12 protein-coding genes are annotated in these 22709 nt (G+C 37.0%); all 12 read right to left on the bottom strand.

Annotation, left to right across the window (positions count from 1 at the left end):
* Nucleotides 1–140: 140 nt before the first annotated feature.
* Entirely contained in the window at nt 141–2549 is a 2409-nt protein-coding gene (locus QZ379_RS04775; protein ID WP_291558861.1) for a glycoside hydrolase family 95 protein, read from the bottom strand.
* Between the two features lie 4 nt (nt 2550–2553).
* Nucleotides 2554–5211 carry a hypothetical protein gene (locus QZ379_RS04770; protein ID WP_291558860.1) on the bottom strand — a complete coding sequence of 886 codons (2658 nt, stop codon included), beginning with the start codon at nt 5209–5211 and terminating at the stop codon, nt 2554–2556.
* A 7-nt stretch (nt 5212–5218) separates the two neighbouring features.
* Nucleotides 5219–6859, bottom strand: coding sequence for a glycoside hydrolase (locus QZ379_RS04765; protein ID WP_291558858.1), 1641 nt, complete (start codon nt 6857–6859; stop codon nt 5219–5221).
* A gap of 40 nt (nt 6860–6899) precedes the next feature.
* A complete protein-coding gene (locus QZ379_RS04760) occupies nt 6900–9179 on the bottom strand; it encodes a beta-galactosidase (RefSeq protein WP_291558857.1) in 2280 nt (759 codons plus the stop codon).
* A 3-nt stretch (nt 9180–9182) separates the two neighbouring features.
* Complete coding sequence (locus QZ379_RS04755) at nt 9183–11987, bottom strand: hypothetical protein (RefSeq protein ID WP_291558856.1); 2805 nt, start codon at nt 11985–11987, stop codon at nt 9183–9185.
* A gap of 81 nt (nt 11988–12068) precedes the next feature.
* On the bottom strand, nt 12069–13670 hold the full coding sequence (locus tag QZ379_RS04750) for an IPT/TIG domain-containing protein (RefSeq protein WP_291558855.1): 1602 nt from the start codon (nt 13668–13670) through the stop codon (nt 12069–12071).
* A gap of 14 nt (nt 13671–13684) precedes the next feature.
* Nucleotides 13685–14536 carry an IPT/TIG domain-containing protein gene (locus QZ379_RS04745; protein WP_291558854.1) on the bottom strand — a complete coding sequence of 284 codons (852 nt, stop codon included), beginning with the start codon at nt 14534–14536 and terminating at the stop codon, nt 13685–13687.
* A 144-nt stretch (nt 14537–14680) separates the two neighbouring features.
* Entirely contained in the window at nt 14681–16408 is a 1728-nt protein-coding gene (locus QZ379_RS04740; RefSeq protein ID WP_291558853.1) for an IPT/TIG domain-containing protein, read from the bottom strand.
* A 29-nt stretch (nt 16409–16437) separates the two neighbouring features.
* Nucleotides 16438–16929 carry a hypothetical protein gene (locus QZ379_RS04735; protein WP_291558852.1) on the bottom strand — a complete coding sequence of 164 codons (492 nt, stop codon included), beginning with the start codon at nt 16927–16929 and terminating at the stop codon, nt 16438–16440.
* A gap of 19 nt (nt 16930–16948) precedes the next feature.
* Nucleotides 16949–18838, bottom strand: coding sequence for a RagB/SusD family nutrient uptake outer membrane protein (locus QZ379_RS04730; RefSeq protein ID WP_291558851.1), 1890 nt, complete (start codon nt 18836–18838; stop codon nt 16949–16951).
* Between the two features lie 12 nt (nt 18839–18850).
* Nucleotides 18851–21940: a TonB-dependent receptor gene (locus QZ379_RS04725; RefSeq protein ID WP_291558850.1), complete on the bottom strand. Its 3090-nt coding sequence runs from the start codon at nt 21938–21940 to the stop codon at nt 18851–18853.
* Between the two features lie 86 nt (nt 21941–22026).
* Nucleotides 22027–22545 (bottom strand): sigma-70 family RNA polymerase sigma factor, encoded by a 519-nt coding sequence (locus QZ379_RS04720; RefSeq protein ID WP_291558849.1) that lies wholly within the window; start codon nt 22543–22545, stop codon nt 22027–22029.
* Nucleotides 22546–22709: the final 164 nt, after the last annotated feature.

Here is a 22709-nt window from a genome sequence, read left to right as displayed (position 1 = left end):
TGAATATAAAAATATTTTAGAGCACTTACTTATTACAATAAAATTCATACTGCAAAAATACATCAAAAAAATGTCATAAATAAAAAGCAAGAATAAATATAATGTACAAACATTATTTACCCTTGCCTTTTTATATCTTATTACATACGCTCTACAGTGTATTCACATCCTGCCTCAGTTTCAATATCATACTCATAGATCTTAAACAATACAGGATATTCAGCCACTATTTCTTTTGAAACCAAAGGTTCTTTTATCTCAGCATTGCGATAATAAGGATTTTCATTCTTTCCCTCTGCCTTGACCAGACCTTTCCCTTTCAAAGGAATAAATGAACGTATTCTCAGATTACCTCCCTTTTCAGATTTAATCTTGGCAGTCAGCAATTCACCGCCACGCCATTCCATATTTACAGTGAAACCTCCTCTGGCCTTCAAACCGGCAACCTTACCACTTCTCCATTCGTCCGGCAAAGCTGGCAAAAGATGTAACGCCTCATCATAGCTCTGAACAAGCATTTCCGCAACTCCGGCTGTATAACCGAAGTTCCCGTCAATCTGGAAAGGCGGATGCGCATCAAACAAATTAGGATATGTACGTCCTCCGAACAAGTTTCTTATAATCTTGTACGCATGATTTCCGTCCTGCATTCGTGCCCACAGGTTTATCTTCCATCCGATAGACCATCCTGTAGCCTCGTCACCTCTTTGCAACAGTGTATTCTTTACTGCTTGAAACAGTTGCGGATTCTTATACGGTGAAATCTGATTACCAGGATACAATCCGAAAGCATGTGATATATGCCTATGTTTATCGTTAGGGTTATCCACATCCTCCAGCCATTCCTGCAACTGATTATATTTACCAATCTGCATCGGAGCCAGCATATCAATCATACTTTGTAATCTGTCGATATATTGAGTATCTTTATTCAACAACTTAGACGCGTCACGCGTATTACACAATATCTCAAACACAATCTGATTATCCATCGTACATCCGGCAACTGTTGAAGCTGAATTACTGTTTTCTCCGTTAGGACCATGCTCAGGAGAGATAGAAGGACATGAAACCATCCATCCGTAAACAGGATGCTTCACCAGAAAATCCATAAAGAAATCAGCTGAACCTTTCATTACATCATAATATTTTTCAAGAAAAGCCATATCTCCGGTGTATAAATAATGTTGCCACAAGTGCTGGCATAGCCATGCTCCACCGTTAGGCCACATTCCCCAGAAAGCACCGTCAACCACTCCTGTCGAACGCCATAAATCTGTATTATGATGCAATACCCAGCCGTTGCATCCATACATCACCCTGGCAGTTTCCTTTCCAGCCTCTGACAGTTCCTCCAGCATTTTAAACAAAGGTTCATTACACTCGCTAAGATTGGTAACCTCCGCAGGCCAATAATTCATCTGCAGATTTATGTTAACAGTATATTTACTGTCCCATGGAGCAACCTTATCCTTATTCCATATACCCTGAAGATTTGCGGGCTGTCCACCCGGCAAAGACGATGAAATCAGCAAATAACGACCATACTGGAACATAAGAACAGCCAATCCCACATCATTTCTGTCATTGAATTTCTTTATTCTCTGGTCTGTTGGTTCGTTTGAGTAATCATCAGAAGAAATTTCCAGATTCAGCCTTGAAAACATTTCACTATACCTTCTGATATGTTCTTCCTTAGCCTGCGAATAATCCTTCTTTACAGCCGCATTCATATATCCCACTGCCTTCTTGTATGCATTACCGCTGATATCTTTATAATTGACAAAGTTAGTGGCAGACGATATATATAGAGTAACACTGTCGGCATTATCCACTTTCAAAGTATTATCCGTAAATGATACTTTTCCTCCATCGTTCACTGCCTTTACCTGTGTTTCATCGAAAAGTTTTCCCGGTACTCCCTCATGGTCGTTAGCCTTTGCTTTAAGATATAAGCATTTATTCTTTACAGAGACTTTATGCTCCAAAGGACAATTAAAAGAAACTCCAAACGATAATTTACCAGGTTCTGAACATGAAATCCTCATTATTACCACATTGTCGGCTATAGAAGAAAACAATTCCCTCTTATATGTAACGCCATCAACCTTATAGCTGACAGATGCGACAGCCTTCTCAATATCAAGCTCACGATAATAATCAGTCGCATTCTTATGATTCTGGAAATTAATCATTAGGCTGCCGATAGTCTGATACGGCATTCCATTTCTTGGAGTAAGAAAATTCTTATTGACTAAATCCTGCGCTTCGTTATACTTACCGTCAAAAATAAGCTTCCTTACTTCCGGCAACACTTTCAGTGCATCGGGATTATCATTTCTATATGGTGAACCAGCCCAGAACGTTTCCTCATTCAATTGCAATTCCTCTACTTCAGTGCCGCCATAAACCATTACACCTAACTTTGAATTACCGAGCGGCAGTGCTTCAGTCCATTCAGATGCCGGCTTATTATACCACAATTTTAAATTTCCTGCCGATACATATGCCGACAGAACCAACAATACAGATAGAATACGAAACTTCATATTATCACAATTTTAATAATTTATCAGAGGCTTTTTCTACTACATATTTTTTATTATCAATACAAATATATGCTTTTCCTGTAGAAGAATAAAACCATTCATTATTTTTTAGATAAATGGATACAGAAATCGGTTCATCGGATTTTATTAAAACATCACCTTTCACCAATGACTTTCCATTCAATAGTAAAATTTGAGTAATATTCCTCTCTTCCTCAGTTACTGATACAAATGCACCTTCCATTTTAAGATTGTCGTCAGTGGCACATTCGGTTTCATAGTCTGTGTTACTCAATATATAATCCGTACGGCTACCTTTTGACTTTACACATATCCCAACCGCTTTTCCTGATATCATCCTAACTTTTTCCACATCAGTCACTGAATATTTATTATTTCTTGTCGGTTCAAATACAGCAATATAAGGATTTTTCCATGCATTATTTCCAGACTGCCTTACTATTATAGTAGGTGTAATATCAGGAGAGGAACTAACATTATCTGGAGTTATACCCTTATTAAGAGTAGTATATGGAGCATCAACCTTATATATATATCTTCCTTTTTCATAAGGCATCCACATATTCATTTTGATGTTGTTTTCTCCTGTAGTAACATTCCACACAGCTTTAAAATTGTCATCCAATTCAGCCATATAAGGATTTTTGAAGAAATCATATCCTTTATGCCAATGGTTAGTTATAGAATCTGTTTTTATCAGTTCCAGCATGCTATTATCATCTCTATATAAAGAAACAGATTTACCCACATTGTGAAATAAATAATCACTATCATTTGTATCAGAACGGAATATATCAACATAATAACCATTATTCTTATCTGTTTTCATAAGAACAACAACTCGTCTTTTATCACCTGCTGAAACATCAGCAACATTAATATTAGGATTTAACGCTGCTTCATTAACAAAAGATAGCGAATCTACATAAGGTTCCAGTGCATTTACAACAATATCTCCTTCTGTATATCTAGGCATGATAGTATTACTTCCTGTTACAGACTGATGATATGTATGATCTTTACTCCAATATGATTCATAACCTGATGCATCAGGCGAAAGAGCATACCCAAAGCCATAGAGTTGTAAAGCCAGACCATTCGGTGACAAATGCGCCCCATTCCTTCCTCCATATAATATCGCCATAAGTTCATTATCTAAAAGTCCATTTCTCATTGTTACCAATCTATGAAACCGAGAGTATGACATTCTTTCTTTAGCAGCATCACGAACATCCGGTATATCAGGGACAAACAGACAAATATCACTCCACCTCGCATTATTTCTGTTATATTTACCCGTACCTACACCTTTATTCAAAGCTGACGCTACACGGTTTATATTATCATGGTCTCCCATATCAGTATAATATGAAAGCAAATTTTCAAACGTCCTGAAATTTGCAGTACCTCCACGGGTATCTCCAAAAACTATCATGTTAGCGTTTGAGTCCATCCAAGGGAAAACAGCCATAGCTGTTTTTCTCAACAAAGGATTATCTGTTATAATATCAATACCTTGCCTTCTCAATAATGTAGCAAAATCCAATAAAATACCTGTAACTCCAAAAGCATACCCAGGAGACTCTGGCCACAATCCAGTGATACTATCATATCCTTTCAGTATATCAGGGATTGCATCATGATAAGGAGTAGATTCCTTAACCAAATAATGCAAATAAAACGAACGTCCCTTTCCATCAGAATAAAAATCATTATCTTCCAAAGCCAATATCGGTTTCAGCATGATATTCCATCCGTTTACATTCCAGTTTCCGCTTTTACCGCCTCTTACAAAGCCAATATCAATAAACCTCTTGAAAACTATTCCAACAACTTCTTCAAGTTCCTTTTCTATCTTATTAAGATGTACATGCGGATTTTTCTTCAGATAGTCAAATGCAAGGTCATATATCATTGCTGCATGCATAGCCAAATCATCATGTATTTGTTCGTAATCATAATATCCACATATACCTCCAGGTTCGTATCCCCCTTTTCCACCTGTAGATTGGTCAGGATCAAGTACCGGATTCATATAATATGTTCCCAAAAGCCAAGTATAAAAAATATCAGAAGCTAAACGTGCATATTTTTCTTCTTCAGTAACCCAATAAATGAAAGCTGCTTCTTCCGCCAGTGTCAGTATTTCTACGTTATTTGAACGGATCATATGTCCGGTTTCCTTATACTGTACCAACACCTTTGGTGCTTCAGGATTAATCCTGCTTATCCCCCACATATCACCGGTTTCATTATAAGGAGTCCTTTCTTCCAATGGAACATTCACATACTTATTCCACGTTCTCATTCCAGGCATTCGTACAGTTGGAACAGGGGCATTCCCCTCTCCCCTGTTCCAATTCTGATTTTTCAAATAACACTGTGTATATCTTTCACCATTCTTCCAATACATTGCCATACGAGATATTATCCATTCAGGATTACTTTTATGCCTGTCAGCAAATGGTTTAATCTTATCCTTCAATGCATTAAATGATTTCCTGGCCCATTCACTATTTTTTATTCTGTATCTTATCGAATCCCTTTCATCATTACTTACAACAATATTCGGATGATTTACAGACATTACATGTGTAAATATACCAAACAATAATATCAATAATCCGACAATTCTTTTCATAACCAAATTATAATTCCTTTATCAAAACACATGTCCAAGGTAACAATTCTCTTTCAAAAACTAAAACACCTTCGTCATTAACTTTTATAATTTCCTTTTGGGTATCCCATGCCTTTTCCTTTAAATACTCAATTTCATCTTGACTTGGAGAATGAGGAGAACCTATTTCTACATAATCATCATATACATTTCCATTGTCCTTATCCAATGTTTCAACCACAAACACAGTACCCGGTTTCAATCCTTTTAGTGATAAGTCTACTTTTTTAGATGAGGCATTCATATAATTATTAAAGTTCCTTGCAGAAGGCACAGCCTCAATATATTCATCCGGATAGTTAAAAGCCAAAGCAGCAATTTTCTTCGTAACAGACGAACGGCTGATAAAAACAGGATCATCGTAATACAGTTTCTCATCACCCAATTCATTAAGCATTCTGTAAGCATGGAATGACGGTTTGACAAGTCCTTGGAAATTAATCATACCGAATCCACCGTGAAATATGCTTTCGCCTCCACCCTTTTCTTCAAATATATCAGTAAAAGTCCAGTACATCAACGAGTTTGCCAATCCTATACAATCAAGATTACATTTCAGTATATAAGCTGCAGGAGGAAGTACATCATGCATCACGTCACGGCTGTTGGGACTTGTACTCCATTCTGTAAGATGGATTTCCGCATCTGGATATTTACTGTTTGCCAGTTGTTTTCTAATCCAGTTTATATCATCTTTCAAAGAATATACATATCTTACGGCATCCTTGCTTTTACCGCTTTCTGGATCAAGAGCATAATCTGTAGGATAAGGATGTGTAGAGATAAAATCCAAAGGAAGATTTTCCTTTTCACAATATCTTATAAAATCCTCAATCCAAGAACCTTTCCACTGCTGCTTGTTTATCTTATCCTGTGAATAGAAACGTGATTTTGACTGGTCATAAACCTCACCATCGAAACGAGTATCAGCAATAAAATTACTTGTAGCCGGTCCACCAACCTTCAGTCGTTTATCAACAGACTTTACAGCCTCAGCCGATGCCTTATAAAGTTTAAAATAATCACTCTTTGTTCCGTCAAAAAAACCAGCCTTCGGGTTCATATTCAGATTTGGCTCGTTCCACACCTCAAAATACCATGTCAATACTTCATCAATACCATACCTCTCCACAACGTGCTGCGTGAAAGCCTTAATCATGTCATGCCATTTTCCAAGTCTCTTTTCGTCAAAACTTACACGGTTTCTATACCACATCTGCATTTTACTGTTATCTGCAGCAATACCATTCGGGAAAAAAGAAAGTTCCACGAACGGTTTCACACCAACAGATAGCATACGGTCATAAACCTCGTCAATATACTGCCTGTTATAAACCACCCTGCCATCAGGCTTTTCAAAATAAACAAACATATCATCATCAAAAAGGCCATGCATACGCAGATACTTGAATCCGCAGTCCTCTTTTACAAGTTTCAACTGTTCCACCCAGCTTGTACGCAGTCCTTCATTGGCACGTCCGGCACATGTTCCAACACTCCAATAATGAGTAAATTTTTCACCTTCAACATTTACGTTTACATCCTGTGCTTCTACAGTCAATCCCAAACCAAGCAGGAATGCACCTATCATAAAAAAATTCTTGTTCATATAGCTATTTGTTTTTTAATATTAATCACACAACATTAGTTTATGGTATAATACAAGCGTCTTGTATTGAAGTTCCATTAGTACCAGGTCTCAAACTTATAGTCAATCTGTTTTCTCCACCATAGTTTAACCAGCATTCTGGCAAATAATACTCTGTCTGTGGTCCTTTTTCCCAGCACCTTCCCAAACAATGTCCGTTAAGATAAATAAACCCATTACCATAATGATTAAGTTTAAGGTGATAGACATTTTCGGATTCAGGAACCTCAAATGAATAATTATGCCATACCAACAACGGTTCTTCTTTTTCATTATCAGTAGAATTATTATCCATATCAACCTTACCGGCTGAAAGCTTTTCTCCCTTCGCTTTTTCGGTATAAGCATAATACAAATCAACATTTCTACCGTTGCATTTCACAAAATCAATTCCTACGCTCCAATAATCTTCCACAATTTTCTTCGTATGGTGATGCAATCCTTTACTTTCATACAGCATCACCACCTCAACACGTTTTCCAGACAATGAATCACCTGGCAATCTGAAAAAAGCACTTGTTTCAGTTTCTTCTATTGGTGAGATTAAAGCTCCATTCACATTAACCAACACTTCATCTTTATCTGTACCGTTTATCAGTTTATTACCTATCCTGCCTATTTCGAGGAGAGAACCTTCTTTGGCATAACATTTATAATACACAAAGTGTCTTCCGTAAATACCTTTATCATCAAGGTATTCTCCTTTACGGAGTTTTATCCATTTCTGGGGGAATTCATCACATATCCCAGTTGAAGCCCCTAAACTGATAGTATCAGCTATAGCATAAGTGCGAACAAAAGGTTCCGGCAATTCAGGATACCATTTCCCTTGTTTTTCTCCTGATGGTAAATAATATACCATTGAGCCAAAAGGTTCCAATGAAAAATCCAAAGCCAATCCATCTGCATACAATGTTCCGAAATGATGTTTTGCATGTTCCTCTGTTCTTACGAAATAATACCTGTCACCGGTTTCTGTCTCTCTTACCAAAAGCTTTACATCAGTATCTGATGATACATATTTCACATCCTTCACGGCAGCCCTTGCAATCTTTATTCCATGTTCCTTAACAAAAGCGGACAACCCCATGAAACGTCTGTATCTGTCATTTGTAGAACCATCTTCACCAATTGCCGCTGCATAATCGTATGTAGTTGTCATCTGCCTTGCACCCCAATCATCGAAATTCGTTCCCCCCACAGCCATATAGAAATTAAGGGCACAGAATCCTCTCTGCAATGCGTATAAAGTTATGTTCTGAGTCTGTACAGGCATTAGACCGTCCTGTTCCCAACTTAGTTTTCCACCGACTTCACTCATCCATCCTCCTTGAAGTTCACCGGAAATCAGAGGTTTTCCAGGCTGTGTTTTCAACTGCTGGTTAATAAGTCTTCCGAAACCACCTTCCACCTTCCATTTAGGATAGCTGTTCACCATATCAACAACTCCATTAAGTGGACCTTCCATTACGTTACGTGCCTCATCAGTCCAACAAGTTATCAGAGGGATCTCTATTCCGTTCTTGCGTACTATTTCAGCAAGTCCTACCAGATATTTCCTTTTTTCATCTTTTGGAAACCATTTTATCCTATTGAACTCATTCTCTATCTGAAAGAATATAACACCTCCTTTACCTTTTTCTTTATTTATTATTTGATACGGAGTAACTACCTTGCATACAGCCTTATACCAATGTTCGTTCCATCTCATAAACTCAGAATCTGTACTTTGCAGCCAGGTTTCAAACTTGGTCTTTGCAGGTTTCTTTCTCATTATCCACTGTGGAAATCCGCCACCGCTCCACTCCGCACAGATATATGGTCCCGGACGAAGAATCACATACATACCTAATTCTTCAGTAATATCAAGAAAATCTGTCAATGGTTTCAAATCAATACATGAATAATCATTTACTGATTTAGGCATTCTACGTTCATGCCAGTTCCATGGAATATAAGTTTCCACACAGTTGAATCCAGCCTCTTTAAGTTTTACCAATCTGTCTTTCCACAAAGGCTGAGGAGTACGGAAATAATGGAATGTACCGCTAAATATAAAAGTATCTTTACCATCTACCTGTATACACTTGCTATCGTAACGGATACGTTCAGGATGAAGAAACACAGAATCGTTTATCTGATATCTATACGGATTACTATCTGACAATACTATATCTTCACTACTTTCCATAACAGACAAGTCAGTTATATTCTGAGCCGTTGCAGATAAAGCAGTAAGCACACAGATTATTCCAAGAAATATTTTTTTCAATACCGTCATATTCTACATCTTTATTATTTGTTCAAAATTCCCATGTATTACCAGTTCCTTATTCGATTTGTAATACAGTTTACTATCTTTCCATTCAAGATAAGCATCAAAACTTCCTCCATCAGAGGCCGAAACAGACAATCCGTCTCTTTTCAATGATTTTCCATTTACTATATATACAGACTTCTTATCGTTTCCATCCACTGAAACTATACTGTAAGTTCCAACAAATTCAGTTCCCATATATTCCGTTTTTACATTCTGCTTGTCGGAATGCATTATATGATCTTTCTTCTCACTGTTCTTATATTTTACAGAAACTTTTGCCATTCCATCCTGCTTTTCAGTATCACCTATATATACAGACTCAATTACACCATCTGCTCCGTTACCATACGGCTCATAAATCGCTATGAACGGATTATTCCATGCCTCACCGTCATGCCTCATCAATATTGCCGGAACAGGCAATTTCTTTAATGAAGCTTCATAATAACGGTGATTGAATAGTGAATTAAGCTGATATACAGTCCTGCCCTCACCTTCAGGCACAAACATTCTCATGTGAGTATCATCCACCCCAAGATCAAAGTCTACATAAAATCCTTCAGACAGTTTCTTTGACCCCAAAGTCGTGAAATAGCTATAACCTTTGCCTGATAATGAGTCAATAGATTCTGAAGACATTTTTATACTGTTTCCAGACATGTCATAAATCTTAGAGCCGATACCCATATTATGATATATATAGTCATTATATTTATCTTCATCATCCATTACATCCGAACGGAATATATCAACAAAATACCCGGTGTGTCTTGATGTTCTGACTATTGACAGACTTCTTCGTTGTTCAGCATTAATTTCTTTAGTCCTGAAATGATTTACCGCATCCACAAACTGATGGTTAGGAGATAATTCCTGTTCAGGTTCTCCTCCTTCAACGATTAGCGGTTCTGAATACAATATTTCCAGATTCTGTGGCATATCATTATCCGCTCCTTTACCATTAGGAGATACTGTATTATGGGCAGCTACATTCATCTTATATTCATGACTGTCCTTACTCCAATAATCCTGACCTATTCCCTGATCCGGAGCCAACACATGACCACGTCCGTAAAGTTCCATTGTCATACCATTTGGTTGACGATGTCCCATATTTTTTCCGAATCCGGCTAAAGTAAATGCTAACGCATCCTTATAATCATCAGCATTATTCCTCGCAAAAACACATGAATACACTGACGAGTACGACATTCTTGACAAATGTGGCAAACCATCAGACTTTGGAACTTCTGGCAGATAGAAGAACAATGAATAATAAAACTCATTATTGAAGTCACGTTTTTTCGCATACTTCATCATCGAAGCCCAATAATCAAGTCTGTCTTTGTCACCTTTTTCTGCGGCATATGCCATCATCAGTTCTATTTGAGAAGTAAACATAATCGAATATGACGCATCTCCTATATTGGTGATATATCCGTTAGGAAACATCATCTGCGGCATTGCTCCAGGAACTTTATTCAGTAAAGAATCCTCCGACAGTAAATCCAGCCCATTCTTATAATATATATATCCGAACCTCACAAGCTGCTCACTCGATCCCTGCCCGTATCCTCCAGGAGCTTCAGGCCAAAGTCCTGTCACAGGACTGATATTGGCACGTAACACATCAACATAGGCTCCATGGCTTTCTGTAGTCGGACCGTAAACTAACTTATTCACATAATAACCACGTCCCTTACCATCCTTATATGCATTGTCATCCTCAAGTGCCAAAGCATATAACATGGCTGACTGTTGTTCGTTCATGTTCCAGTTACCCTTCAGTCCTCCGCCACGGTTCAGTTTGTTTTCAATCAGACGTTTGAACATTATTTCAAAACGTTCCATAGCCCACTCTTTTCCTTCATTATGAGCAGGAGCCCACATTTCTCCTTCTATTCCATTCACAAACTGGTCTGACTCGAAATATTCATCACGCAGATAATTATAAATCATATCGTATGCCAAAGGTAAAGTAGCAAAATGACGGGTATCTCCCAATGTCTCAAAAGATAAATACCCATTTATACAGTTATCCTTCGACTTTTCTTCCCAATCTGGATTTAACTGTTCCTGCTGTGAAGCTCCACGTACAAAGTTCCACAATATATCCGCAGAAAGTTTTGCATATTTTTTATCGCCTGTTATATAATAAAGTATAGACGATTTCCATGCCAATTGAATAAAGCTGCGGTTTACAGTTTCAGTCCCGAGTCCGGTTTTAGTAAATGGTATTGTATCATATTTTATATCCTGACCTAATTGAGATAATGTATTGGCAGGCTTTTCCGTAAGTTTCACAATTCCAAGGCTCTCTTTACAAGGTTTTGTCAGCGAACCGTCTCCATAAGGTATAATCTTATCAATCGGAGCCAACGGAACAGAATTGCTTGCGGCACGTCCGTAAGTGACACGTACTGTAGGATACTTTGCATTTCCTTCACGTCTTGTCACAAAATTTCCATCAGTGTAAAAACGGATATATCTTTTTCCCGGTTCCCAATGCATCTGCATCCTTGATATCACATACGATGGATCATTCTGATGAATTGCAATAATAGGATCGACCTCATTCTTTAAATCATCATAAACATTTTTCGCCCAATCTACATTATTTACTTTATCTACTATTGCTACACGGCCACCGCTTGTCGCAAATATACGCGGATGAGAGTCTGTTCTGAATTCAAATCCTCCATTTTCTTTATTGCAAGAATAAAGTCCTATAGAAAAACACAAAACTGATAAAAAACATTTCTTATTCATAATAAAATCAAGTTACTTTTAGGAAAGAACAGATAAGTATGGTAAGTAATCCAAAACTTATCTGTTCATTTCTTAGAACTACTATTCAGGTTTAACTATATCAAATGCTCCTTCCGGATTACCCTGTAAAGCCTTGATATCATCAAAATAGATTGTCAAATCAGCAGGCCACTGTACATACATACCGAATTTTGAGCTTATATAATCACCTATAAGATTAGTTTTTGTAACCTCACAATTCAAAGTATTATCATCAATCCACTCTCCGAAACCGAAATCTCCATTACTAAATTCATAATCAGGAGCTTCATATGTTTCAGGAGTTTCACCATCTATCCATGACCAGGCCTTCAGGTTTCCTTTACCATTTATACCAACCTTAAAATACACTACTACTGAAACCCATGTATTAAACGGAATGGTTCCAAATTCACCTGTTACAGGATCAACCAAAGCATTTCTATGTGACAATACAAGTTTATTATTCTCAATGCTTACATGTCCTGCCCATGAACTTCTATCCCCCACATTAAACATCTGTGCAATAATAGTGCCGGTAACATTCTCTGGATATAAACCAGAAGGCAAGAACACTTTAAATCCATACCATCCGTCCGTCACTACCATCAAATCACAAGCCACCTCACATCCTCTACGCTCGCGACGATTATCGGCAGCCAGAGCAGCATAATTATAATAGAACTTCAGATAATTGTTTTCTACATTAACTGTGCTTGGAGCCCATACAGGGCTATCTATGAATGGAGAATATGAAGAACCATTATTAAAGTCATTCTCAAAAAGCTTGTATACCTGGAAGAATGGCCCTTTCACTGTTTGTTTTTCTCCAAAATCAACATATAAAGTGGCTGTATTACCTTCTGCAGGAACCTTTACCTTTATTTCGTTGGCTGTGACACTTTCAGGTATAGCCGAACCATCCTTGAATCTTACTCTTATGTCACTAAGCGGAACATCTGTAAAGAAGTTCTCTCCTGTTAGAGTTATAAGTTCACCAGCCCATGCTTCTGCTGGAGAAACAGACGTTACCGTTGCACCCTCATTGCATACAAACTCATCAGTTGTTGTATATTCCTCAGAAGAAACCTTTACTTTAATAAGGCCGGTAGTAGCACCATCCGGCACAACAACCTTTATTTCCCTATCAGATACGCTTAAAATTTCTTCGGCTTCAACTCCGTTGAACTCAACAGTTACACTGTTTACAGAGGAGCCGAAATTATACCCCGAAATAGTAACTTCATTAAAAGCATACCCTTCCATAGGAGAAAAACCTGTTACAAGAAGTTCTGTCACTTCAGGTTCCGGTTCCTTTACCGTAAAAGCCTCTTCAGTAACAAGTTCAGTACCGTTTATCTGCAATGTAACATTACCACTTGTAGCATCTTCTGGAACCTTCACGACAATTCGTTTGTCTGAATATTTGACGAACTGCGTCACTTCTGTGCCATTAAAATACACATGTGCATCCGCATCTGCCCTATAATCACCAAATCCAGCTCCAGTAAAAGTCACTTCATCCCCAACCAAAGCTGATTTTGGGCTGAAATCTTCCAATATCGGTATCACATCAGATACTATTTCTGTCTCATTATCACATCCGACAAGAACTCCGGCACACATTATATATATCAATATATATCTTAAAAACCTACTATTCATAACATGAAACATTATTAGTTGAACATCTTTATAAATTTCAATGGAGCACTTGCGTCTGCATTTTTATCATTCTTCAACAAGAATCTTACATAGTATTCCCCTGGTTCAAGTAATTCATAAGGTCCGAATTCAAGATAATTAGAGAAATCGCCCCAGCTGTCATTGAATACCACATCTCTGGAATATTGGGAATTAATTGACGAAATATCTTTCAACGCTTCCACATCCTGTCCTATTTCAACATTAACGTAACAATTCTGGTCACGAGTTGAAGTATATAAGCCTATATAATATTTACCTATTGTTTCTACATTAACTTTATATATAGCTATATCTCCACTATTCCAATCCCACAAAGCATGACTTTTGGCTTCCATACCTTCATATCCTGAATTGTATTTGAATTCCTGTGAAGTCACATCAAAATATCCTATTTCATTGGCCGAAGTACCGTTTTCGTCCCAGTAATCACATGGCTTGATATTAGCACCTTTACAATAAACAACATCCTTACATAGCAATGTCATCATGACAGTACCTGTCTCATATCCATCCTCACTCATTAACTTATATACGAAATTCACTGAACTCCTTGTATACGATTCACCTTTTTTGATAGTAATAGCACCTGTAAGAGTTCCTGTAGGTACTGTAACCACTATCTCATTGTCTGAATAGCTAACATAGTCGGCAGCCTCTATTCCATTGAAATATACATGCGATGATGCATCCTTACGGCTTGTTCCAAAATTAGAACCTACAATTGTAACCTGAGTAAGATAATCCCCCTCCTTTGGAGAGAAGTCTGTTATGACTGGTTTATTATCAATATCAGAGTCTTCGTTTTTACAGCCTACTGACATCATATTTAATGTCAATATCAGTAAACTGAAAAAAATATATTTTATGTTTATATGTATTTTACTACCCATAACTATCTTGTTTTAGAATCCGTTTTCTCAAGATTCACAGCCTGACTTATTGTCCAAACTGCGAATCTATTATAACTATTATTCTGCCGAATCTGGTTCTGTATTTGTAATCTTAAGATTTCTAATACATCCACCACCAGCGTTAGAAAATTCAACTTTTACATAATTTAATCCAGACTGTAAAATTCCAAGTGATAATACTTTTGAATTATACGTCTTATAACCGTTTGATCCTGTAACAGAAAAAATACTCACTGTATCTAGATTACTACCAAAATTAGAGCCGTCAGTTCCACATGACACAGAAACATTTACCTGATTAGGTGACGTTCCTTCAAATTCCAACCAATAGTTTTCTTGACTTGATATATCAAGTTTGAATACAATATATTCTCCAACTTTAAAATCCCAAATTGCAAAATTTTTTGCGTTTGAAGGATCATAGCCCTCAGGTTGAGTATTCAATCCATCAACACTAGTAACATTCCATATTCTGTAACTATTATTATTACTTTCATTAGCTACAGAATATTCATTAATATTCAATCCTCCACTTGAAGTTGTAAACGTATAGCAATCATTAATAAACAAATACTTAGACCATGCAGAAGCCTTTATATTTATTTGCTGTTTATCTGTTGTATAAGATTTTCCAGAAATCGGAGTATCAAACCTAACATATACCTCAATATTTTCACCAGTTGCTATATCTTCAGGAACATTGAACTTGATTTCAGATGTAGATGCCGTTATAATCTTCTGATCAATCTCATTATCAGCAACAAATACATGAATATTAAGATTGTCCTTAGATGGTTCATAGAAATTCTCACCTGTAATAGTCAGTTCATCACCGATACCCAACGACAAAGGAGAAACAGACGTTAATTTTGGAAGAAGAATCTTATAAATTGCAGTAGTTCCATCTCCTAAAATCAAATCTTCACGACCATCATATTTTATAGTTACCTTTTTAATATCAATATAACCATCAGATATATATGAATCAGAAACAGGGGCCTGAACTTTAATCTGAGTGGAATTTACTGATTTTACAACCGCCTCATATTCACCGAAGAAGACATGAATATTGCTAAGCTCCTCGTCTGCGCCATAAAAATTCTGACCGGTTATAGTTACATCATTTCCAGCAAGTCCGCTAACAGGTGCAATACCTGTTATCTGTGGATTTGCTATAACATTAAATACAAGACCTGTCAATGTCTGATAACCAACGAATTCAACACTGATATTTACCTCACCAGCATTTACATCCTGAGGAACATTAACCTTGATTTCAGTTTCAGATACGGAAGTTGCAGTTGTCACAGCATCACCAAAATAAACCTTGACATTAGCAGGTTCTACATCGAAGAAATTCTTTCCTGTAATGGTTATTTCATCACCAATGTATGAACTGTTAGTAGAGATGCTTTCAAGAGTTGCCCCTTCAAGATAAGTAAAATCTTTTTCAGAGAAAGCATAGTTTCCATCCTTCAATACAGAGATTCGGCCAGTAGAAGCACCAACAGGAACCCTAACCTTTATTTCCGTATCTGAGTAACTTATAAACTCTGTCGCTACAGTTTCATTAAAATAAACTTCTGCTCTATTCTCTTCAGTTCCGAAGTTCTTACCGGTTATAGTTATTTCATTACTTGAATAACCTTGCTCAGGAGTGAAACCTGTTATTTCCATTCCATTTCCTGCAACGGTTTCATTTTCATCCTTACATGATGAAAATACAGCCATAACCATCAAACAAATAGCAAAAATATTAAAATAAGTAATCTTCATCTTTTTCATATTAAGAATATTTTAAAATCAACATTAAACTATTTTATAAAGTCTTCTATACACAAAACAAATGTCTTTTTTTCTCCATTTGCGGCAGTAACCTCATACATATATTCTTTACCTATCTCAAAAGCGGCAGGAGTACCCATTACAGGAGCATCATCCAAAGGAGCGATTTTTGCCGCAGGGCTTAATATAGAAGTAAGATAAAGCCTGTCAAGAGAAACTGTATTTCTTACAGCAGTTTTGAACTCTCCAGAATTGTTCGCAGCAGGAACAGTAATGATGAAGTCTATTCTGTTGTTTTCATCGGGAGCATTGTTACTCAATGTAAGCTGCTGTCTGTTCAACACATCATACCCATTGGCATTCTGTGACAACCAGCGATATTCGAAAGTAATTGATGTTATTTCACATAAGTTTGAGTTCTCTATTTCTTCAAGTCCTGCTTTCAGACAAGAAGAAAAGAGTCCCACTGCACAAAGCAAAAACAAAATGAACTTAAACTTTACACTATATATTCTTTTCATAACAAAATTTCTTTAATGATTAATATCTTGGATTCTGAGGTGCATAATTTGGATTTTCTTCCAGAACATTCTGAGGAACAGGGAACAGGTATCTGTATCTGTTAAATACGAAATTATTGTTTGAACCTTCGAATTTCAAATCAACATACTTGTATGATCTTCCGTTCTGTGATATCTCAAACTGCTTTATCTGTCCGAAGTTCAACTGGTCTATATTTTCGGCACCATTCTTGATTCCAAACCTCATCAGTGTGTAATATCTGTCATTTTCCAGCATCAATTCAGCATTACGTTCGTCTATATATATTTTCCAAAGTTCATCACCGGTTTCTGTTTGCAAAGCCTTCAGACCACCGTGAGTTACACGTGTCTTGTTTATATAGTTTCTTGCATTGCCCCAATCTTCCTTCATAAGATATGCTTCGGCAGCATTAAGGTATGCCTTGGACAATCTCAGACAAGTACGGTGAAATCCAGACAATGAATTCAATGTCCAAGCCTGTGTCTGAGGAACCATCTTTACAAAAAGATATCCTGTAACTGCCCCCTGAGTACTGCTTAAAGATTTAAATGAGTTTGGATTCATATTTCCACCCTCACGTGTATCAAATGAATTACCAAAATACGTACACCCATCATAGGCTACTGTGGAATAAAAACGTTTATCCCTATCCTTATACATAAGTTCCGCTATATCCGTATAACCCGCATTTATTGCTGTCTGGTTTAATGAATATATACCATCATTAACATCAACATATTTATCAAATCTGATAGACTCTTCCCAACGTCTTGCCACTCCATCTTCGTCAGTTATATAAAAAGCCTCATCTATAGCTTTAGGATTAGGAGTTATGGTCTGATAGAATTCACTGAATGTATATCCTGAGTAAGGAGTTCCACTATAACTATTTACAATATCTGTTTTAAGTATATCAGCATACATCGTAGGCAAATAGTTACCAAACTCAACAGGGCTTGAAGAGTTAAGATTATAAAGTCCTGGAGGAGTAAACGAAGCAAGGAGTATTTCAGAAGTTGTACCCGATGCATATTCAAAATCATTGAACTGTTTTGCCCAGTTGTCAGAAGATTCCAGTTCATATATTCCCAGACCATCCATATTCTCTACAGCTTCTATTGCTGCATTATAATAAGGAGTAAGGTCTATGTTTTCTTCTATTCCATTGATTATACCATATTTTATGTATGCAGCAGCAAGAAGATTTGCTTCAGAAAGAAGTCCGTAAACAGCCCCCTTGCCAGGTCTTCCGGCAGGAGCAGTATTATTTATAAGTCCTGCAGCCTTGTTAAGGCAATCTATTCCATAATCGAAAGTTTCCTTAATTGATGCACGCGAAAGGCTCAGTTCATCTTCTGGAGTAAGAGTCTTTTCTATAATTGGATAGCCACCGAATGTCTTGGCTCTTGTTATATAAATCAATCCTTTGGCGAAATATGCCTGACCGAGCATATCATTCTTCACATCTTCATTGAAATTTTCACATCCTTCTGTCAAATGGTCTATAGCTATATTTACCCTCCTTATATCAATAAAGCTGTCGAACGCCCCCATTTGATCAGTTATACTTGCCGGTGTAAGGCTGGCATCATTCTTTATAGCACTTGTACCTCTGTTCCAACGGCTGAAACAATTGTCAGAGGAAACATCAAGTCCTGGAGCTAAAGGCCCAGAATACAAAGAAAACCATGTTTCAAACTTATTGCCAGCATCCCTTCTCACTGTAGCATACCAAAGGTCATTAAGATAAATCTGTGCCAGACTCGGATCGCTCCATACATCTTCTTCCGTTCTCAAATCCAACGGAGACTTGTCAAGGATGCTATTACATGAGGTGATGCAAAGCATAAAAGTCAATCCCAACGATATTATATTTAATTTCTTCATTTCAAATATTTTTTAAAAACCTAAATTGAAAACTATTGAATAAGTACGGGTTGTAGGATAAGCAAGTGTCTGAACAGTACCTGTATCATTGATAGGTCCAGACTCCGGATCCATATATTTTGTACATGGAGATATTGTTATAAGGTTTGTTCCAGTCAATGAAACTTTGGCAGCAGACAACCACTGAACATTCTTAAGTAATTTGTGTTTGAGATCATAACTTATACATAAGTTCTTTAGACGTGCATATGTCTTATTAATAAGCCAAAGAGAAGAAGACTTTCTATTGTATTCTCCATTCCATGCTCCGTAATCGTTATCCGCACGAGGATACATTGCATCTGTATTATTCGGTGAATAAAAATCAAGTTGGTCTTTATAGTATATCTTGTTCCATCCTGTACCTTTCAGGTTATTGTGCATTATACCATATTGAGGTCCGGAACCCTGTATCAAACCGTCAAGTGACCATCCGTTCCATCCTACACTGAATGGTATACCCCACTGCATAATAGAAGAACGAGGCTTTCCATCGTATACAGCATCTTCATCATTTATCACACCGTCACCGTTCACATCGACATATCTCACATCACCGGCCATCATAGATGTTCCTTCATTCTGTATTGGATAGTTGAGCAATTCGGTAGGATCGCGGAACAATCCATCATAAACCAACACCCTGTCACCCATTCCTATCGTAACGTGTGTAGTACGTTCATTAGGGTTTGCAAGTGTAACGGCATCATCACCCTGTTCATATTTCTCCCAAAGTTCATCATAAAATGTAAGATTCGCACCTATGCTATATGATACCTTTCCTATATTGTCCTGCCATACCAATGAGAACTCTGCACCGGCACGTCTGAAAGCATCGTCAGACATAACCTTAGGCAATCCTGAGATATAGAAATTACCACTATAACCAACATTATTACCCAATGTTGAGTTATAACGATTAACAGGATTTATAAGATAACCGGTTGTCCTACGGAAAAAATAATCTACAGTACCCGAGAGGCGATTGTTAAGAAAGCCAAAATCAGCTCCGAGATTCCATGTAGTAGTGGTATACCATGTCAAATTATTAGAAGCCAACTCTCCTGGAGAAGCCGTAGGCACTGTAGCTCCACCTATATATGCACCCTCTGTATCAACTTCCCAGTTAGACAAATAAGCAAAACGTGAGGAAGTCTCACCTATTTGACCTATAGATCCCCTCAACTTTAACATATTCAGTGAAGTAAAATCTTTAACCTTCTTCATAAACGGTTCATCAGAAATCATATATCCCAAAGCTACAGAAGGGAAAAAACCCCATCTTGAACCTTTAGCAAAACCATCATTACCATCATAACGGAAACTGGCATAAACCAAGTATTTCCCATCATAGTCATAATTCAACGTACCTACATACCCCAAACGACCTCCTTCAGAAGCACTACCTCCATTGGTCTGACCATCAGAAGGTCCTGCAAAAATTTGGTCTATATTATCAAAATAATCTGTTCTTTTAGCCCATATCTGGTCTGAATAGTTTTCTTTCTGATTATAGAAAAGACCTACACCTATTGTATGTTTATCAAAAGTCTGGTCATATTTTAAACCTACATTGAATTCATATTTCCACCAGTAATTTTTGGTCATAGTAAGAGTAGGTTTAGTAGTTGTAACAATTGTACCATCCTCATTATATGTAGGAACATACGCATTCCAATTCTTATTGTTTGAGTTACCTACCTGATATCCTCCCCACATTGTTGCCTTCAGACCTTTAACCCATGGAATATTCCAATCAAGATTAAGATTTGCATCAATTCCAACCTGAAAGTCTTTGTCGTATGCGCCACTTGTATCACCATATAATGCCATCGGACTGTTTGGAGCATAACTTCCGTCTTCATTATATACTTTGTCGAGCGCACTCAGGCTTTGTATTTCCCTCCAAGGGTCTATCCCGTAGGACTTGTTGTCTATAACGTATGGTCTCAAATCAACTCCCATTGTTATTCCAGTTTTCTTGAAATCATGTATGAGATTAAGTCCCACACTATATGTTTTATAATCCTTAGGGGGATTTTCTCCTGCAACATTATTCTGTAAAGAACCCTGATCATATACCATAAACGATACTCTGTATTTTGTATCGGACGATCCTCCATCCATAGTCAATGTATGTCTTTGAGAAAAAACACCGTTCTTCACCAAAAGATTCCACCAGTCGGTATTAGGATAATCCGCAAACATTCCGCTCTGTATCTTCGCCAAAGCAATATCAGAATATGGCTTTACATCACCCATATAATCGCTTATGGTATTCTGCATTGTAGCTATTTCATATGATGAAAGTTTGTCACGCTGCATAATAGGAGTATTATACTGTCCGTCGAAAGTATAATTGATTCTCATTTTACCTTCTTTTCCCTTTTTAGTTGTAACGACAATGATACCATTTGCAGCAGAAGCACCATAAACAGCACTTGATGCAGCATCTTTCATCACGGAAAGTGATTCGATATCCTGTGATGGAAGTCTCAAGAAAGCATCCTTATCCTGAACTATACCATCAATCACATACATGGGATCGCCACCACCACGTATGGAAATTGTAGGTGAAGAATCTGGACCACCCTGTGAGTTACTAATCAATACTCCGGCCACTCGACCTTGAAGTGCAGTACCCATATCTTTATAACCACTCATATTCTCAACATGCTCAATATCGACATTAGTGACAGAAGAAATCATTTTTCGTTTCACTGTAGTATTATAAGCCATTACCACAACTTCATCCAAAGTTTCTGCGTCCTCCTCCAATGTGATTCTATAATCATTCTGTTTTCCTATGACTATTTCCTTAGTTCTATAACCTACATAAGAAACGACCAATGTTCCAGAAGAAATATCTGAAATAATAAAATTACCATCAATATCTGTAATAGTACCAACAGTAGTACCCTTTACAAGAATACTTGCTCCTATAATCGGTTCACCATTCACATCTACCACTTGCCCCTTTATTGTTGAGGACTGTAAAACCTCAAGGTGTTCCGTGGTGTCAGCAAAAACAGAGAATGGACTACCCATTAACAAGGAAGCCATAACAGCAGAAGAATATAAAATTCTTTGCGGTTTAATTTTTAAAACTCCATTTTTCATAAGCTAAATCTAAAATTAATAATTATTAGTCAAATACATTTACTTAAACATTCTCTTACATATCTTCTACCTAATAGTAAATGGTTCTCAACAGTCTTTACAGAAAGATTCATTTCTAAAGAAATCTCTGCTACATATTTTTCTTCATAACGCACCAATTCATATACTTTTCTACGTTGAAGTGGAAGATTGGATACTATATTTCTTTCTATACACAAAATTTCATTCACTACAGTTTGAGTTGATGTATCCTCTACGCTACATTCTTCATATATATAGCTATTGTATGAATTAAACTCTTTAATAACAGAATACCTGCGATGATAATCCAATATAAGATTTCTGGCAATAGTAAAAATGAATGATTTTACTGTATCTTGTCGTAACATTCCTCTATAATCTATGAGTTTAAGGAAAACATCCTGAACCATGTCTCTCGCTTCTTCATCATCACCTAAAGCCTTACATAAATAAATATATAACGGCTTCCGATATTCCTTATATGAATATTCTATCAGTTCAAAGTTTAATGTTGTCATGCTTTCCATACTACTTTATTTTACATGAGATTCATAATGAAAACATCACAAAATTACCAATAGAAAAATTAAATCAAAGAAAATACAGCAACGAAAAAGTACACGACAACTGACAGACACAACTTTTCACACAACGCACTAATAAACAAGACTTTACATAAACAAAAATCCCT

Source organism: Bacteroides sp. (assembly GCF_019417265.1).
Lineage (GTDB): Bacteria > Bacteroidota > Bacteroidia > Bacteroidales > Bacteroidaceae > Phocaeicola.
The sequence above is the reverse complement of the archived record's forward strand: the minus strand, read 5'-3'. Positions and strand labels throughout refer to the sequence as shown.

Bases quoted from the DNA above. Each gene is read 5' to 3' on its own strand.
- QZ379_RS04775 (WP_291558861.1), bottom strand. From the start codon at position 2,549: ATGAAGTTTCGTATTCTATCTGTATTGTTGGTTCTGTCGGCATATGTA.
- QZ379_RS04770 (WP_291558860.1), bottom strand. From the start codon at position 5,211: ATGAAAAGAATTGTCGGATTATTGATATTATTGTTTGGTATATTTACA.
- QZ379_RS04765 (WP_291558858.1), bottom strand. From the start codon at position 6,859: ATGAACAAGAATTTTTTTATGATAGGTGCATTCCTGCTTGGTTTGGGA.
- QZ379_RS04760 (WP_291558857.1), bottom strand. From the start codon at position 9,179: ATGACGGTATTGAAAAAAATATTTCTTGGAATAATCTGTGTGCTTACT.
- QZ379_RS04755 (WP_291558856.1), bottom strand. From the start codon at position 11,987: ATGAATAAGAAATGTTTTTTATCAGTTTTGTGTTTTTCTATAGGACTT.
- QZ379_RS04750 (WP_291558855.1), bottom strand. From the start codon at position 13,670: ATGAATAGTAGGTTTTTAAGATATATATTGATATATATAATGTGTGCC.
- QZ379_RS04745 (WP_291558854.1), bottom strand. From the start codon at position 14,536: ATGATGTCAGTAGGCTGTAAAAACGAAGACTCTGATATTGATAATAAA.
- QZ379_RS04740 (WP_291558853.1), bottom strand. From the start codon at position 16,408: ATGAAAAAGATGAAGATTACTTATTTTAATATTTTTGCTATTTGTTTG.
- QZ379_RS04735 (WP_291558852.1), bottom strand. From the start codon at position 16,929: ATGAAAAGAATATATAGTGTAAAGTTTAAGTTCATTTTGTTTTTGCTT.
- QZ379_RS04730 (WP_291558851.1), bottom strand. From the start codon at position 18,838: ATGAAGAAATTAAATATAATATCGTTGGGATTGACTTTTATGCTTTGC.
- QZ379_RS04725 (WP_291558850.1), bottom strand. From the start codon at position 21,940: ATGGCTTCCTTGTTAATGGGTAGTCCATTCTCTGTTTTTGCTGACACC.
- QZ379_RS04720 (WP_291558849.1), bottom strand. From the start codon at position 22,545: ATGGAAAGCATGACAACATTAAACTTTGAACTGATAGAATATTCATAT.